Annotated in this window: 9 protein-coding genes; 6 read left to right on the forward strand and 3 right to left on the reverse strand. The window is 44.2% G+C overall.

The features are described 5' to 3' along the window. Positions 1-101: 101 nt before the first annotated feature. Positions 102-3596, reverse strand: a complete 3495-nt coding sequence (locus MusilaSJ_RS21180) for a T9SS type B sorting domain-containing protein (RefSeq protein ID WP_274986799.1) — start codon at positions 3594-3596, stop codon at positions 102-104. A 117-nt stretch (positions 3597-3713) separates the two neighbouring features. Continuing rightward, positions 3714-6656, reverse strand: a complete 2943-nt coding sequence (locus tag MusilaSJ_RS21185) for a T9SS type B sorting domain-containing protein (RefSeq protein WP_274986800.1) — start codon at positions 6654-6656, stop codon at positions 3714-3716. A 106-nt stretch (positions 6657-6762) separates the two neighbouring features. On the opposite strand from MusilaSJ_RS21185, the gene gcvP reads away from it, so the two are divergent. The 3 genes from gcvP to MusilaSJ_RS21200 all read left to right on the forward strand — a co-directional run bounded on the left by gcvP (position 6763) and on the right by MusilaSJ_RS21200 (position 10780). Beyond that, on the forward strand, positions 6763-9654 hold the full coding sequence (gene gcvP, locus MusilaSJ_RS21190) for an aminomethyl-transferring glycine dehydrogenase (RefSeq protein ID WP_274986801.1): 2892 nt from the start codon (positions 6763-6765) through the stop codon (positions 9652-9654). A 175-nt stretch (positions 9655-9829) separates the two neighbouring features. After that, positions 9830-10171 (forward strand): antibiotic biosynthesis monooxygenase family protein, encoded by a 342-nt coding sequence (locus MusilaSJ_RS21195; RefSeq protein ID WP_274986802.1) that lies wholly within the window; start codon positions 9830-9832, stop codon positions 10169-10171. A 189-nt stretch (positions 10172-10360) separates the two neighbouring features. Then, positions 10361-10780, forward strand: a complete 420-nt coding sequence (locus MusilaSJ_RS21200; RefSeq protein WP_091172136.1) for a response regulator — start codon at positions 10361-10363, stop codon at positions 10778-10780. On the opposite strand, the gene MusilaSJ_RS21205 is transcribed toward MusilaSJ_RS21200, so the two are convergent. Next, positions 10777-11547 carry an MBL fold metallo-hydrolase gene (locus MusilaSJ_RS21205; protein ID WP_274986803.1) on the reverse strand — a complete coding sequence of 257 codons (771 nt, stop codon included), beginning with the start codon at positions 11545-11547 and terminating at the stop codon, positions 10777-10779. The genes MusilaSJ_RS21200 and MusilaSJ_RS21205 overlap by 4 nt on opposite strands. 83 nt (positions 11548-11630) lie before the next feature. On the opposite strand from MusilaSJ_RS21205, the gene recJ reads away from it, so the two are divergent. The 3 genes from recJ to MusilaSJ_RS21220 all read left to right on the forward strand — a co-directional run bounded on the left by recJ (position 11631) and on the right by MusilaSJ_RS21220 (position 15773). Next, a complete protein-coding gene (gene recJ, locus MusilaSJ_RS21210; RefSeq protein WP_274986804.1) occupies positions 11631-13334 on the forward strand; it encodes a single-stranded-DNA-specific exonuclease RecJ in 1704 nt (567 codons plus the stop codon). Positions 13335-13483: 149 nt separating this feature from the next. After that, positions 13484-14224, forward strand: coding sequence for an LPS export ABC transporter ATP-binding protein (lptB, locus tag MusilaSJ_RS21215; RefSeq protein ID WP_274986805.1), 741 nt, complete (start codon positions 13484-13486; stop codon positions 14222-14224). A 7-nt stretch (positions 14225-14231) separates the two neighbouring features. Beyond that, a complete protein-coding gene (locus MusilaSJ_RS21220) occupies positions 14232-15773 on the forward strand; it encodes a GH3 auxin-responsive promoter family protein (protein WP_274986806.1) in 1542 nt (513 codons plus the stop codon). The last annotated feature ends 140 nt before the right edge of the window (positions 15774-15913 follow it).

Genomic DNA, 15913 nt, shown 5'->3' on the forward strand with positions numbered 1-15913 from the left:
GGTTGATATTGCCTGCCAGTAAGTTACGATTTTTGTTTAATATCCTTTATAATATACCCGCCGCAAAAGAAGCGGCAGGTTAGTCAGGATGTTGTTAAAATTTATCTGATCAAGGTAAGGTTGCCAGATAGCAGCTTACAAGGAGTATTGAGGTTAATGATGTAATAATACACCCCCGAAGGCAGCAGCCAGCCATTAAACTGCCCGGAAAATGGCGTGGCGTATTCTTTTGACTCAAATACCCTTTTTCCGTAACGGTTAAAGATCTGAACTAAAGTGCCGGGGAATTTTTCAAGGCCTTCTATCTTCCAGTAATCATTTATACCATCGCCGTTGGGGGTTATGGTATTGGAGAATTTTACGTCGACCAATACAACTTCAATATGCGTTTTGGTGCGCGGGCTTTCGCATGACCCTATGCTGTATGATATATAATAATCACTGGTTTCGGTTGTTAATACTTCAAAATTGCCGGTATTGCTGGTTTGAAGTGGCGTTGTTGACGTAGCATCGGCATATAAATTATACATGCCTGTAGTTTTGTTTAAAACAGACAGGCCCACTTTTCCGGGCAGGCAGATCCTTTGATCGTTTAATACAGGTGCGTCTGGGATAAATTTTTGGTTGCCAACCTCCTTGCTGAATGGTAACGGAATTGCGCAGGTAGTGTTATCGGTAACTGTCAATGTATAGGTGCCTTTGCCAACATTTATTAAATCTTTATCGTTCCCCACGGTATTGCCGGTGGCGTCGGTCCAGATAAATTTATATGGAGGCACACCGCCGGAAACATCGATGCCCGTAATGCTGCCCAATAGCTGGTCGCACTCATCTGTTTTGGCTACCGGGGCATTATTTGCCGAAAATTGTAGCAAAGGGGTTGCCTGTATTACCCAGGTGCCGAGTACAGAAGCACATCCGTTTTTATCGGTTACATGAAGCGTATATGAACCTGGGGCTGTGTTTGGAACATCGGTACCGTAACTTACTGTTGTACCGGCTGCATCAAGCCATTGATAAGAGCTTGGTTTTATAGTCCCCTCAAAATCAATATGCAGACTGCCATTGTTGAGCCCGCAGGTAGTAGGCGTGTTAATAAGGCTTTTAATGGTAAATACCTCGGGAGTTAAACGGCCAACCGTAAAATATTTATCATTACTGCATTGCGTAATCGTATTTAATGCATTTAAACGGTATGTGCCATCGGCGAGGTTAAAAATATCCAGGTTTGCCGGGTTGGTTGGTATTGGGTTACCTTGCGGATCGTACCATTGCAATTGATTGGCATTTTGATATCCAACACCGGTTATTGAGCCATTATTTTCACCACATTTAGCGGGTGTAATAAATCCGTCATAAATTATCACCGAATTTGTTTCCGAGATATATATCGGTGGAGTGGAATACGGGCTGCACTCACTTTGATCCATCAGTACGAGGGTATAGCTACCTCCTTTAACTCCTACCAGATCTTTTGAAGTACTAACGGTTTTGCCCGTGGCATCCAGCCATTTGTAGGTAAGTGTACCTATGCCTGATGGTATGGGTGTAATGTTTTTTATGCTGCCGTCGGCCACACCACACCGTGCAGGCTTTACCGTCATGGTTGAAAGGTCATAATCAGGACCTGGCTTGGCTTTAATGGTTACAGCCGGGCTTGAGGTTACAGCACAGCTGGCCTCGTCATAAATGGTTACCGTGTACGTACCTTGAGGTAAAGAGGCCGACTTGCTTGTTGCCGCGATATTGCCATTCTTATCTTTCCACGCAAAAGTGATATTACCTGTACCTCCTGTAAAGTTCACATCAAACGGAAATTGTTTCTGGCGGCATTCCGGTACCGGTACAATTACATTCTGTATTTTGATCCGCGAATCTTTTACCTCAAAAAGCTGCGTAACTTTCTGGCAGCCACCGGGGTATTGCGCTGTTAACTGGTAAGTGCCGGGTAAAAGGTTTTTTATACTCTGGCCATCACCAACGGATGTAAGGCTGCCATTTTGCTCTTTTTTATCCCAGTGGTATAACAGGCCGCTCCGGTTTTGCTGTATAGTAATACTACCCTGGTATGCACAAGTGTAGTTTTTTATCACAATGTCACTTTCCCTGATCACCAATGATGAAAAAGGCGAGGTGTTTTTATTAGCATCAGTTGCCGTGGCTATTACAGCCTTACTGATAGTTCCCGAGTAAGACCATTTACCGCTCCCGTCAGACTGTACGGTAGTAATATAGGTTTTACCCTGGCATATCGTTCCGCAATCGTCCGAAAAGAAAAGCTCGATAGCCGAGTTTGGTGTAGCTATCCCAGATACTGCTGTGCTGCCGAAATTAAGCACTTGCACATAGGGGACTGTATAATAATTACTGATGGCACTTATGCCATAGTCACTGTTGCAAAAAATGCTGTTTCGGGTTATTAATGTATGAGCGCTGTTAAGGGCTTCGATGCCGTACTGATTGTAACCAATATAATTTTTATCGGTAGCAAGCGGGCCGCCAATGGTACCCGATGAGCTCTCGCCGGCCCTGATGCCCTCGCCATTCCCGAGGTTGGCGGTACCGGTAATATCAGTACCAATTTTGTTGCCGGTGATATTGAATGTGGCCCGTTCAATATAAATGCCGCAATAACGCTGCCCCGATATAATATTGGCATTGATGTTCACAGTGGTATAATCGGTGGTTACATTAATGCCGTATGCTTTAATAAAGGCGCTTTGCTGAAACAGCAGGATGTTTTTAAAACCTTTTTTCCCGGTATAATCCGTACCTATTTTATTGTTTTGGATGTCAACAACGCTTGGGGTAACATTGAAATTATAACCGCGTATGATATTAATATTAGTAACATTGGCCGATATAATATTGCCCATGTTAGCGTCTGTACCGCCTATAGTGGCTGTTTTGCTCAGTACCAGGCTAACACCGTTGATGTTGCTTGCCGCGGTATAACCATCGTCCAATAAACCTATGATATTGCTTTGAATAAGAATATCGGCAAGCCCGTTACTATAGTAATATGAGTTGTTAACAATGCCATTGATGTTGCCGCATATTACGTTGCCTTTACCCGGCGCGCCTATTATAATGGCCGAAGCATCGCCCTGGATCACAATGCCCGAACCCTGTCCAGGGTCAGGATTGGCAAAGCTGGTAATGCGGGCAAAATTGCGAATATATAACCCGTAAATCCCGATGGTTTTTGCTGTTGCCCCGCCGCTGTTAATATCACCGTTAATGAAAAAGCAGTTAAAGTAGGCCGGCGAAGTTTCAGGTTCGATGATGACCCTTGCATCAGACACGCCGAAGGCTATACCGGGCTGACTTGTACCATCAATTACTAAATTTGAAGTTACCGCGGGCAGTTGGCTTTTTAACCTGATGGTACGGTCAGATACAAGCGTTCCCGGTAATTTAAACTGGATGATATCAGGCGTTGCAGTGCCATTAGCCGCGGCGTTGGTTAAAGCCTCGCGCAGGGTTCCGGGACCAGTATCGGCATTGCTGGTTACTATAAATGTAGCGCCTGAGGCTACATTGCAAAACAAGATCGATATTAGTAGTACTAAAAGTGATAATTTCTTAACAAACATTGATTTAGGTAATCAGCTGCAAAATACACTTTTTTGCCGTAAGTACACTGTGAATATTATATTGATCAGGTGGTGGTTATACAATAAATAACATCAAAATGGTGAAATGCTGTATAGTTACCTGATGATTGACAAACTGCCTGAGAGCAAATTGCAGCTTTTACCGAGATTTAAAATATAATAGTACACTCCCGAAGGAAGTTTGGTGCCATTATAAGTCCCATCAAACGGTACGCTATATCCTTTTGATTCAAATACTTTTTGCCCGTACCTGGTAAATATCTGGACTATTGCCTGCGGATAATTTTGAGCATTGTTTATTTTCCAGTAGTCATTTTTGCCGTCGCCATTAGGTGTGAACGCGTTTGGGATATCAATAGCAGATAAGCTGATGGTTATTTGCGCCTGGGTTCGTTCGCTTTCGCATTGGCCGCTAACCTTGCTTATATAATAAGTGCTATTGGGGTTTGCTTCGATTTTGAAGATGCCATTGGTTTGTTCATCCTGGTATTGAGTGCTTGTTTGCGAATCATAAAGGCGATAGGTATTCCCGGCAGATGGAGAGTTGACGGATAGCAAAGCTTCGCCCGGAGCGCATAATTGCAAGGGATTGATTACCGGCGCATCTATGCTGCTGTTTTCGTTTAAAACGGTATAAATGCGACTTGCCATAACGCCGCAACCACTGGCGTCCTGAACCTGCAGCGTGTAATCCCCGGCACCGACGCCTGTAAGATCTTGCGATGTAACTAAATGTTCACCGGCTACATTAAGCCATAAATAGGTGTAGGGCTGTGTACCGCCTTTAACCTGAATGTTTTTTATACTTCCCGTATTTAATCCGCATTGATCGTCGGTACGGGTTTCTGAGTTTGCTACTATTTGCAGGGGATCAATTTCGTTAACGGTAAAATCATGCGGATAAAGTGTTTCGCAGCCGCCGGCATCGGTAAAGTAAACTTTATAAGTGCCGGGTTTAAGACCGTGCGGATTTGCATCTGTGCCCGCAGGCTGGCCGTTGCCATCAAGCCAGCGCATGGCTTTAACCAGGGGATCAGTTGTAAGAGTGATGGAGCCACTGTTTTGGCCGGAACAACTGTTAGTAATGGAGAAGGGATAAACAGGGTAGGTGGTAGGTCGGGTGGTGTTTATGGTATACTCTATGCTTTTTTCGCTACATCCAAAATCATTGCTTGCAGTCAGCTGATAAGTACCTGGTCCAACATCCCTTAGATCGCTTGAATTACTTGCAATTTGGTTGTTGATTTTATTTATCCACTGATAACGTGTTGCATTTGATGCGGTTATGCCGGTAATTGAACCAGTAGATCCATTACAGCCCGCATTGGTTGTTTTTAAATTAGAAAGGTCAAGGTTGATAGTAAGTGATTGAAGCTGAATTGGTTTTGAAAACGCTGAGCCGCATCCACTTCCTTTAACCTCGAGCGTATAGGTGCCGCTTGGTACACCGGTTAAATCAAGATCATGTCCTACCTCAATACTGTTTTCATTTGTCCACGTGTAGGAATACGTATCGTTAGTTCCACTAAGGTTTGTGATTTTTATATTTTTAATAGAGCCGTTGCTCATATTACAGCCGGGCAACATTTTAACGGGATTGGAATCATCAAGATTTAAAAAGCCATACGGGTCTGAAAAGGTTGAAGTATAGGTATTTGCCGTTGCTGAAGCTATTACGCTACCGTTAACCGGACCATTGTAAACCCAGTTACCGGCATTGTCGGCAGTGGTGGTACCAAAATAAGTTTTAGGAGCAGGAGGGCCGCAATCGCAGTCGGCTATAAAGAGTTCGATAATTGCCCCCGGCGTGGCAATGCCACTAACGTTTGTTGTACTTACGGTTTGTATTTTAATAAAAGGATTGCCGGATCTGTTGCTGTAAAACAATGCATGATCATTATAGCAAAATATGCTGTTCCTTGAAACAATAAAACCGTTAGTTGGGGTACTTACAATGGCATCGGAGCAATAAGCGATAGCGTTTCTTTGTGCGGTGTTAGTGCCGCCTATCAATACCTTTGCACCACCAGAAAAAGCAATGCCACTTGTTGCAGTACCCTGGTTATTTGTATTTAAGTTGATTGTCCCAGCCTGGTTGGTGTTGATACCATTACCCTGAATAGTGAGATTACCGCTTGGCGCGTTTATCGATAAAACAGCTGTTTGATAAATATTGGCCAATAAGTTATTGCTGATGCTGCCATTTACAGGAGTGTTTTTTGCTGTTCCGGTTGAGAGTGAGCTGGGGTATATACTGATTCTTGGATTTTGCAATACACCGGCCGGGGCATTCGTGCCTTCAATGTTAGTCCCCATTTTGTTATAACTAATATTGAAATCGTTATTAACCGGATTGTCTATAACGATTTGCATAAAACCACCTATCATATTTCCAGTGCTGGCGCTGCCTCCGATAGTAATTTTATCGCAGCTGTTAATATCCATGCCTCCATTATACACTTGCTGACCATCAAGGCTACTCCAGCAAATATTATCTTGAAACGTTAGTGTTTTCCCTTTATTGAAACCGATATATGCGGTTTCTACATAGTTTCCTTTTGATGCTGCGCCTATCGTAATAGTACCGTAATCATTAAAGGAAAAGGCGTCGGCGTTGCCGTTTAACCCTATACCATATATTTCAAGTTCATCGATATTCTTGCCACCAAAAGTATATTGGTTACTACCAGGTATATAGAAGCTTCTTACTTTAACTTTAGTATGAGTAACTCCAAAGCTGCTTCCCGGCTGCGTAGTTCCGTCAATTACTAAATTTGATGAAACATCCGGTAATTGTGTAAACACCGATATCGTTCTCCCAACCTCGCTTAAATCCGGTAAATTAAAATAAATATAATCTTTGGTAGCATTGCCATTATCCGCGGCTAATGTTAATGCTTCGCGCAAAGTACCCGGCCCCGAATCTGCATTGCTGGTTACCGTGAAAACAGCTGAAAAGCTTTTAAAGCTGATGAAAAGAAAAATAGTGATAAAGAGTAAAATTCGCCTGCCCGTCATGTTTAGGTATTCAAGAGCCAAATTACATTTTTTTCCTGTAAATGCATTGTCAATATCATATTAGCTAATTGTTACTCATGTTGCAAAATCGTACCTTTGCGGTAAATTTAAGAGGGACGATTAATTCATGAAGTTGAATACAACCTATCAGGAGCAGTTTCAGTCGAGGCACATTGCTCCAAGCGCGGCCGACACGGCCAAAATGTTAAAAACCATCGGTGTAAGTACACTTGATGAATTAATAGGGCAAACCATACCGCAAAAGATCAGGCTTACCAAACCGCTTAATCTGCCCGCGGCAAAAAGCGAGTTCGATTATCTGAACACCCTAAAGCAGACTGCTTCAAAAAACAAAGTTTTCAAGTCTTTCATTGGCAAAGGTTACTATGATGTGATTGTGCCGGGCGTTATTCAGCGCAACATTCTTGAAAATCCCGGATGGTATACACAATACACTCCGTACCAGGCCGAAATTGCACAAGGCCGCCTGCAGGCTTTGCTAAATTTCCAAACCATGGTTATCGACCTTACCGGTATGGAAATTGCCAATGCTTCATTGCTTGATGAAGGGACTGCCGCTGCCGAGGCTATGTTTATGCAATATACCTTGCGTAAAAATAACAGCGCCAATGTTTTCTTCGTTTCCGAAGAAGTGTTCCCACAAACTATTGATATCTTAAAAACCCGCTCAGAGCCTTATGGCATTGAGCTAAAAATAGGCGACCATCGTACCGTTGAGTTAACCGACGATATGTTTGGCGCTATTGTACAATACCCTGCCGGCAATGGCGCGGTTTATAACTACGCCGACTTTGCTGCAAAGGGCCACGAAAAAGGCATTAAACTTACCGTTGTTGCCGATATCATGAGCCTTGCATTATTAACCCCTCCGGGCGAATGGGGCGCTGACATCGTAGTTGGTTCATCGCAACGTTTTGGTGTACCAATGGGCTTTGGCGGCCCGCATGCTGCTTTCTTTGCAACTAAAGATGAATACAAACGCTCTATTCCGGGCCGTATCATCGGTGTTACTATCGATAGTGCAGGTAATTACGCCCTGCGCATGGCGCTGCAAACCCGCGAGCAGCACATCCGCCGCGATAAAGCTACATCAAATATCTGCACCGCACAGGCATTATTGGCTATCATGGCTGGTATGTATGCCGTGTACCATGGTCCGGATGGGATTAAGCTTATAGCAGAGCGGATTCACGGCTTAGCAGTATTATTAGCCAAAACCTTAGGGCAGCTTGGCTATGAGCAATTGAACGAAGCTTACTTTGATACTGTTAAGTTTGATGTGGGCAACCTTGTTGGCCCTATCCATTCAGAAGCATTAAATAACGAAATGAACCTTAACTATGAAGGTTCGATAGTAACCATAGCGATTGATGAAACCACTTCGGTTGAATATATCAAAACCATTGTAAGATTCTTTGCCAAGGTTAAAGGTAAAACTTTTAACGATGTTGATTTCGACGGTATCAACGCAAGTCTTGAAACTGTTATCCCTGCAGAACTTCAGCGTACTTCTGCATATTTAACGCACAGTCTGTTCAATACCCACCGGTCGGAACATGAAATGCTGCGTTATATCAAATCACTGGAGGCGAAAGATCTTTCGCTTTGCCACTCTATGATAGCTTTAGGCTCTTGTACCATGAAACTGAACGCTACCACCGAAATGGTACCTGTTACCTGGGCCGAGTTCAGTAAAATTCATCCATTTGCCCCAACCGATCAGGTTGGCGGTTACATGCAGTTGTTCGATGAGATCAACAATTGGCTAAGCGAAATCACCGGTTTCGCGGCCATGAGCCTGCAGCCAAACGCCGGTGCGCAAGGTGAATATGCCGGTTTAATGGTAATCCGCGCTTATCACAATGATAGGGGCGATAGCCACCGTAATATTGCTCTGATCCCTTCATCGGCACACGGTACCAATCCTGCATCTGCAGCAATGGCCGGCATGAAGATAGTGGTGGTTAAATGCGATGATAACGGTAATATTGATGTTACCGACATGCGCGCCAAAGCTGAGCAATATAAAAATGAGCTTTCATGCCTGATGGTTACTTACCCATCAACGCATGGTGTGTTTGAAGAAAGCATTATCGAAATTTGCGAGATCATTCATGAAAACGGCGGCCAGGTTTACATGGACGGCGCTAACATGAACGCGCAGGTAGGTTTAACCAGTCCGGCCAATATCGGTGCCGACGTTTGTCACCTTAACCTGCATAAAACATTCTGTATCCCTCACGGTGGCGGTGGCCCCGGCATGGGCCCGATCGGTGTTGCAAAACATTTGGTTCCTTATTTGCCGGGTCATGCTGTGGTTGATATCGACAGAGGTAAATCAATCCATGCTGTATCTGCAGCGCCATGGGGTTCTGCATCTATCCTCATCATATCACATGCTTACATTGCCATGATGGGTGCCGAAGGCCTGACTAACGCTACCCGTTATGCTATCCTGAATGCCAACTACATTAAAGCCAGGTTACAGGAGCATTACCCTGTATTATATGCTGGTGCTAATGGCCGTTGCGCGCATGAAATGATCCTGGATTGCCGCTCATTTAAATCGGCAGGTATCGAGGTTACGGATATTGCTAAACGTTTAATGGATTATGGTTTCCATGCACCAACTGTTTCGTTCCCGGTTGCGGGTACGGTAATGGTTGAGCCGACTGAATCAGAGCCTAAGCATGAGCTCGACCGTTTTTGCGATGCCATGATCTCTATTCGTCATGAAATTGCCGATGTGGTTGATGGCCTGGCCGACAAAATAAACAATCCGTTAAAAAATGCACCTCATACCGTAGCTGTAATTACCGGCAACGAGTGGGAGCATCCTTATACCCGTCAAAAAGCGGCATTCCCGCTGCCTTACGTTGCTGCCAACAAATTCTGGCCTTCGGTAGGCAGGGTTAATGACACTTATGGCGACAGAACGCTGATCTGCTCATGTCCTCCGCTGGAAGAGTATGAGTTTGAAGAAAGCGTGATCGAATAGCTTTAAATGTGCAGATTATAGATGTGCAAATGTGCAGGTGATGATAAATTGCCTGCATATTTTTTTTGCCAACCACATGAAATCTGTAATTCGCATATTTATTTTTATATCTGAAATATGCGTACCAATAATTTGCTTATTTCATCTATTATCTCACCTTTAATAATTTGCACATTTGGAACCTGCACATTTAAAATCCGAAGAGCTTATCGCTCAAACACCACAGCCCCCTTATTATGCGGTAATATTCACATCGGTACGTACCGGTGTAGAGGAAGGCTATGGCGATATGGCTAATGAAATGGTTGACCTGGCGCGGCAGCAGGAAGGTTTTCTGGGTGTTGAATCGGCGCGTAACAATGTTGGAATAACGGTGTCTTATTGGCAGTCGGCAGAAGCTATTAAGAATTGGAAAGCTAATGCCCGGCACCTGTTTGCCCAGCAGCAGGAGCGCGATAAATGGTACCTGAATTATAAAGTACGCATTTGCCGGGTTGAGCATGATTACGCCTTTTAAATTCAAAGGCTAATTTCTGTCCGGTATTTTTTTGAACTTTATTTAATTGGCCAGATCAAATGAAATATTGCGTTGCGGAACTGTTTAAATGTATTTGGGTGATAGATTGTTCTTTATAATTTACAACTATAAGGAATATAACTTTTTGAATCGCGGTCTCGTATAAAACAACGCGCTTAAATTTTAGATATGAATATTAACAATAAAGCCATAAGTGTATTACTGGTTGATGACGACGAAATAAATAACTTTATCTCGATAAAACTGATAAAGAAAGCTTTACTTAATACAGAAATTATGGCCTGCCTGAACGGAAAATATGCGATTGAGCAACTTTCTGATATTCAGCGTAAAGATCCTAATAAACTACCCGATTATATTTTGCTTGATATTAATATGCCCATTATGAATGGCTGGGAATTTTTGGATGAGTATAAGCGCCTCAACCTTGATCCCCTGGGCAAAAGCAAGATCTATATTATTTCATCATCTGTTTTCAGCAACGATATTAACAAAGCGCGTTCATATCCGTTGGTGAAAGATTTTATCTCCAAGCCGCTCAATGTTGAAAAAATAAAAGAGCTTTTTGAGGTAGCTGCCGAAAATTAAACCGGTTTAACCTTAAAATGGTCGCCTTCTGTTTCTACGGTTCCGATAGTAAATGACTTGGCATGGTAAAACAGGCATTTCCAACCTTCGGCGGCAGCCTTTTTACCATATTCTTCGCGCAGCATCATAGCCTTGCGGCCATCCATATCATATTTGGCTATAAACTTTCTTAATAACTGCTCAGGCTCAGGAAGCTCGTCACCGCCAAAAAATACTTTTTCGCCTTCTATATCAAACCAAAATACCTGATGCGCCGGGCAATGACCACCCGAATGTTCATACCTGATGCCCGGTTTAAACTCACCGCTGCCTTCAACGAAAGATATCTTAGCGCTGGCCTGTAACGCTTCAAATATTTCAACATGATATGATGAGCCTTTGCCGCTGATCCCAAACTCCCATTCCTGTTTATTGATCACGTGCTCGGCATGCGGAAAGCTGGGTACTAATTTACCCTCCCGTTCAACTACCAAACCGCCAGAGTGGTCATAATGCAGGTGCGACATCATCACCAGGGTTACCTCATCCGGATCGAAGCCGGCATTGCGGATATTCTGGTGCAGCATCAGTTCGTCGCGGGTATCTTTAAAGCCAAGGCCGGTATCCAATACAATCAGATCGGTTTTTGTTTTGATGAGGAAAGGGTTAACGTGAATGAACAACGAAGCCGGGCGATCTTTGGGGTTATCGGTTTCGGGGTTGAACGGGATAAATTTCTTGGTTGCATCAACCGAATATGAGCCCTCACCTAAAGCAAAAAATTCCATAGTAAACGTAGTATCAGATTTTGAATGTACCTTTGGCTCTTTAACAGAGCATAAGTATATTTACTGTTTCAAGCTGCAAAGATATGAATAAACGTTGGGCGCTAAAGGATAATACAAACCATGATGATGTAATAAAATTAGCCGCCCAACTCAACATTGATACCGTACTAAGCGCTATGCTTGTGCAGCGTGGCATTACCACCTTTGAAGATGCCCGCTATTTTTTCAGGCCTGATCACCGGCACCTGCATGACCCATTCCTGATGAAGGATATGGAAAAGGCCATCCTCCGTATTGAGCGGGCTATGGCAACAGGCGAAAAGATCATGATCTACGGTGATTACGATGTGGATGGCACCACAGCTGTCGCGCTAACCTACAGTTTCTTCAGAAAGTTGTATACCAATATTGAATATTATATCCCCGACCGTTATAAAGAAGGATATGGGATCTCTACCCAGGGAATTGACTATGCTGCTGAGCACGGAATCACCCTGATCATAGCGCTGGACTGCGGCATTAAATCAGTTGATAAAATTGACTACGCCAATGAAAAAGGCATTGATTTTATCATCTGTGATCACCATTTACCCGGAGCATCCATCCCGAACGCGGTAGCAGTGCTTGACCCTAAACGCGAAGATTGTGAATATCCATATAAAGAATTATCCGGCTGTGGCATTGGCTTTAAGCTGATCCAGGCTTACGCCGAAAAGAATGATATCCCGGTTGAAGAAGTAAACTGCTATCTCGACCTGGTGGTGATCAGCATCTCATGTGATATAGTTCACATCACCGGCGAAAACAGGGTGCTGGCCCACTTCGGCCTGCAAAAAATTAATACAGATCCGTGTATTGGGGTTAAAGCCCTGATGGAAATAGCTGGTCGTATCGGAACGTACACCATATCGGATGTAGTGTTTTCGCTTGGTCCGCGGATTAATGCAGCCGGCAGGATAGACGACGCCAAACATGCGGTTGAATTGCTGATAGCTACCGATAAAGACGTTGCCAAAGAAAAAAGCGCCATGATCAACGTGCGCAATACTGAGCGAAAAGGGCACGATCTTAACATTACCGACGAAGCGCTTGGCATGATAGAAAGTGATGAGGTGCTTATAGCCCGTAAATCAACCGTGGTGTTTAATGAAGACTGGCACAAAGGTGTTATCGGTATTGTGGCTTCGCGACTAACCGAAAAATATTACCGGCCAACCATTGTGCTTACCCGTTCAAACAGCCATGTGGCCGGGTCGGCACGTTCTGTTTTGGGTTATGATCTGTACGAAGCGCTTTGTGGCTGTAAAGACCTGCTGATCCAGTTTGGAGGGCATAAGTATGCGGCCGGCCTCACCATGGCCCCCGAAAACCTTGAAGCTTTTATTGAAAGGTTTGAAGAGGTGGTAAGCTCTACCATAAAACCCGAACAATTGATACAGCAAATACAAATTGACGCCGAATTACGTTTAAGCCAGATAGAACCAAAATTTTTCAGGATCCTGAGTCAATTTGCTCCTTTCGGACCCGAAAATATGGCGCCGGTTTTCATAAGTAAAAATGTGTATGTTAGTGGTAACGCCGGTTTGGTTGGCGGCTCGCACATTAAAATGAGCGTAATGCAGGAAGGATCGGCAGCATTTGATTGCATAGCCTTTAACCACGGCCAGTACCTGGAACAATTAAGGCCGGGTGTTCCGTTCGAAATGTGCTATTCGATAGAAGAAAATGTTTGGCGCGAAAGAAGAACCATACAGTTGAATGTGAAGGGGATACGATTTAGTGATTAGAGGTTGGTGATTGGAGATTAGTTGGGCAGGCAAATAGTTCATGGATCATAATTCATAGTTGAAAGTTTTTATCAGCGAAATCAAAAGAATCAACGGTTAAAATAATCGGTGAAATCAAAATAAACAATCGGTGTAATCCCGGTAAAAAAATGATACTAAGAGCAGATAATTTAGTTAAGAAATATAAGCAGCGTACCGTTGTTAACGACGTGTCGTTTGATGTGGCACAGGGTGAAATTGTTGGTTTACTTGGGCCTAACGGCGCAGGGAAAACCACCTCATTTTATATGATAGTAGGTTTGATTAAACCTAATGAAGGTACTATTCACCTGGATGACGAAAACATAACCCAGGACCCCATGTACCGCCGTGCCCAAAAAGGGATTGGTTACCTGGCACAGGAAGCCTCGGTATTCAGGAAGCTTTCGGTTGAGGATAATATTAAGGCGGTGCTTGAAATGGGCGATATGTCTAAAGAAAAGCAAAAAGATAAGCTGGAAGAGCTGATCGATGAGTTTAGCTTGCACAAAGTGCGTAAAAACCGGGGCGACCTGCTATCGGGCGGAGAGCGCCGCCGTACGGAAATTGCCCGCGCGCTTGCTGCCGAGCCAAATTTTATCCTGCTTGATGAACCCTTCGCCGGGGTTGATCCGATTGCGGTAGAGGAGATCCAGGCGATGGTGGCCAAGCTGCGTACCCGCAACATCGGTATATTAATAACCGACCACAACGTGCAGGAAACGCTGTCGATCACCGACCGCGCTTACCTGCTTTTTGAAGGTAAAATATTAGAATCAGGCGTGCCTGAGGTATTGGCTGAGAATGAAATGGTGAGGAAAGTGTATCTTGGGGCAAACTTTGTGCTTAAAAGAAAGGTTTTTCCTCAATAATAACCCTATGACCCTCTTTAACTCCGTATTTACCTGGTTCATGAAAAAGCGTATCCACCAGATAGAGCTTTTTATGAAGTACCCTAATGAAGTGCAGGAAGAATGGTTTGAGCAACTGGTATCGGTTGCCGAAAACACGGAATGGGGTAAAAAATACCAGTACAAAAGTATCGAAAATCTAAACCAGTTCAAAGAGCGGGTGCCCATACAAAATTACGATACCTTAAAGCCTTACATTGAGCGGATGCTCAAAGGAGAAAAAAATGTATTGTGGCCTTCAGAGATCCGCTGGTTTGCCAAATCATCGGGCACTACCAGCGACAGGAGCAAATTTATCCCGGTAAGTGAGGAAGCATTGGAAGAATGCCACTTTAAAGGCGGTAAGGACCTGCTTACCATTTATTTTAATAATCAGCCTAACGCGCGTATGTTTACAGGGAAAATCCTGACGCTCGGGGGCAGCCACCAGATCAGTCAGTTAAGCCCGGATACTTCGTTTGGGGACCTTTCGGCGGTGATCATGAAAAACCTGCCCATGTGGGCCGAATTTCACCGTACACCGCATTTAGACATCGCCCTGCTCGAAAACTTTGAGGAAAAAATTGAGAAGATAGCCTATGCTACCAAGGATGTGAACGTTACCAGTATCAGCGGCGTACCCACCTGGAACCTGGTGTTGTTTAAACGCATCCTGGAGATCACCGGCAAAAATAACCTGCTTGAAATTTGGCCCAACCTGGAAATGTATTTCCATGGCGCGGTGAATTTTACACCTTACCGCGAGCAGTTTAAAAAGCTGATCCCTCATGAGGATATGTATTACCTCGAAAATTATAACGCTTCCGAAGGCTTTTTCGGCATACAGGATACCAAAGAGCCCGGCGATATGCTGCTGATGCTTGATTACGGTGTTTTTTACGAGTTTTTACCGATCGAAAACCTTCACGATGAAAACCCTGAAACGCTTACCCTTGATGAGGTGGAACTGAACAAAAACTACGCGCTCATTATATCAACCAATGCAGGCCTGTGGCGTTACATGATAGGGGATACCATTAAGTTTTCGTCGCTTTCGCCGTTCAGGATCCAGATTACGGGTCGTACCAAACATTTTATCAATGCCTTTGGCGAGGAGGTGATCATTGACAATGCCGAACGTGCATTGGACGAGGCCTGCTCGCAAACAGGCGCCATTATCAGGGAATACACCGCAGCCCCTGTTTATTTTAACGGTGATGAATGCGGCGCCCACGAATGGATCATTGAGTTTGAGCAAAAACCTGCCGAATTTGAACGCTTTGTTGACCTGCTGGATGAAACCCTGCGCCGCATCAACTCCGACTATGATGCCAAACGTTTCAAAGACCTCGCACTGCGTCGCCCGATAGTGCGCCGTGCGCCGGATGGTACTTTCTTTAACTGGATGAGGGAGAAGGGTAAGTTAGGTGGGCAGCATAAGGTACCACGCCTGGCTAATGACCGGGAATATGTTGATGCTATTTTGAAGATGATGGAGCCGCATTTTCAGAATCAGGACTTTAAGAATTAGGAAGCAAGAAAAAAAAGGTAACACAGGCCGGAGGCCTGAGGAGAGTTACCACTCGGCTGGAGCCGGTAGCGGGAAAATAGAAATAAAATAAATAAACAAACACGCTGACGCTCGGCTCCAGCCGAGTGTCGACTATCAAG

Source organism: Mucilaginibacter sp. SJ, assembly GCF_028993635.1.
In the GTDB taxonomy this organism is placed as follows: Bacteria; Bacteroidota; Bacteroidia; order Sphingobacteriales; family Sphingobacteriaceae; genus Mucilaginibacter.

Bases quoted from the DNA above. Each gene is read 5' to 3' on its own strand.
- MusilaSJ_RS21180 (WP_274986799.1), bottom strand. From the start codon at position 3,596: ATGTTTGTTAAGAAATTATCACTTTTAGTACTACTAATATCGATCTTG.
- gcvP (WP_274986801.1), top strand. From the start codon at position 6,763: ATGAAGTTGAATACAACCTATCAGGAGCAGTTTCAGTCGAGGCACATT.
- MusilaSJ_RS21200 (WP_091172136.1), top strand. From the start codon at position 10,361: ATGAATATTAACAATAAAGCCATAAGTGTATTACTGGTTGATGACGAC.
- MusilaSJ_RS21205 (WP_274986803.1), bottom strand. From the start codon at position 11,547: ATGGAATTTTTTGCTTTAGGTGAGGGCTCATATTCGGTTGATGCAACC.
- recJ (WP_274986804.1), top strand. From the start codon at position 11,631: ATGAATAAACGTTGGGCGCTAAAGGATAATACAAACCATGATGATGTA.
- lptB (WP_274986805.1), top strand. From the start codon at position 13,484: ATGATACTAAGAGCAGATAATTTAGTTAAGAAATATAAGCAGCGTACC.
- MusilaSJ_RS21220 (WP_274986806.1), top strand. From the start codon at position 14,232: ATGACCCTCTTTAACTCCGTATTTACCTGGTTCATGAAAAAGCGTATC.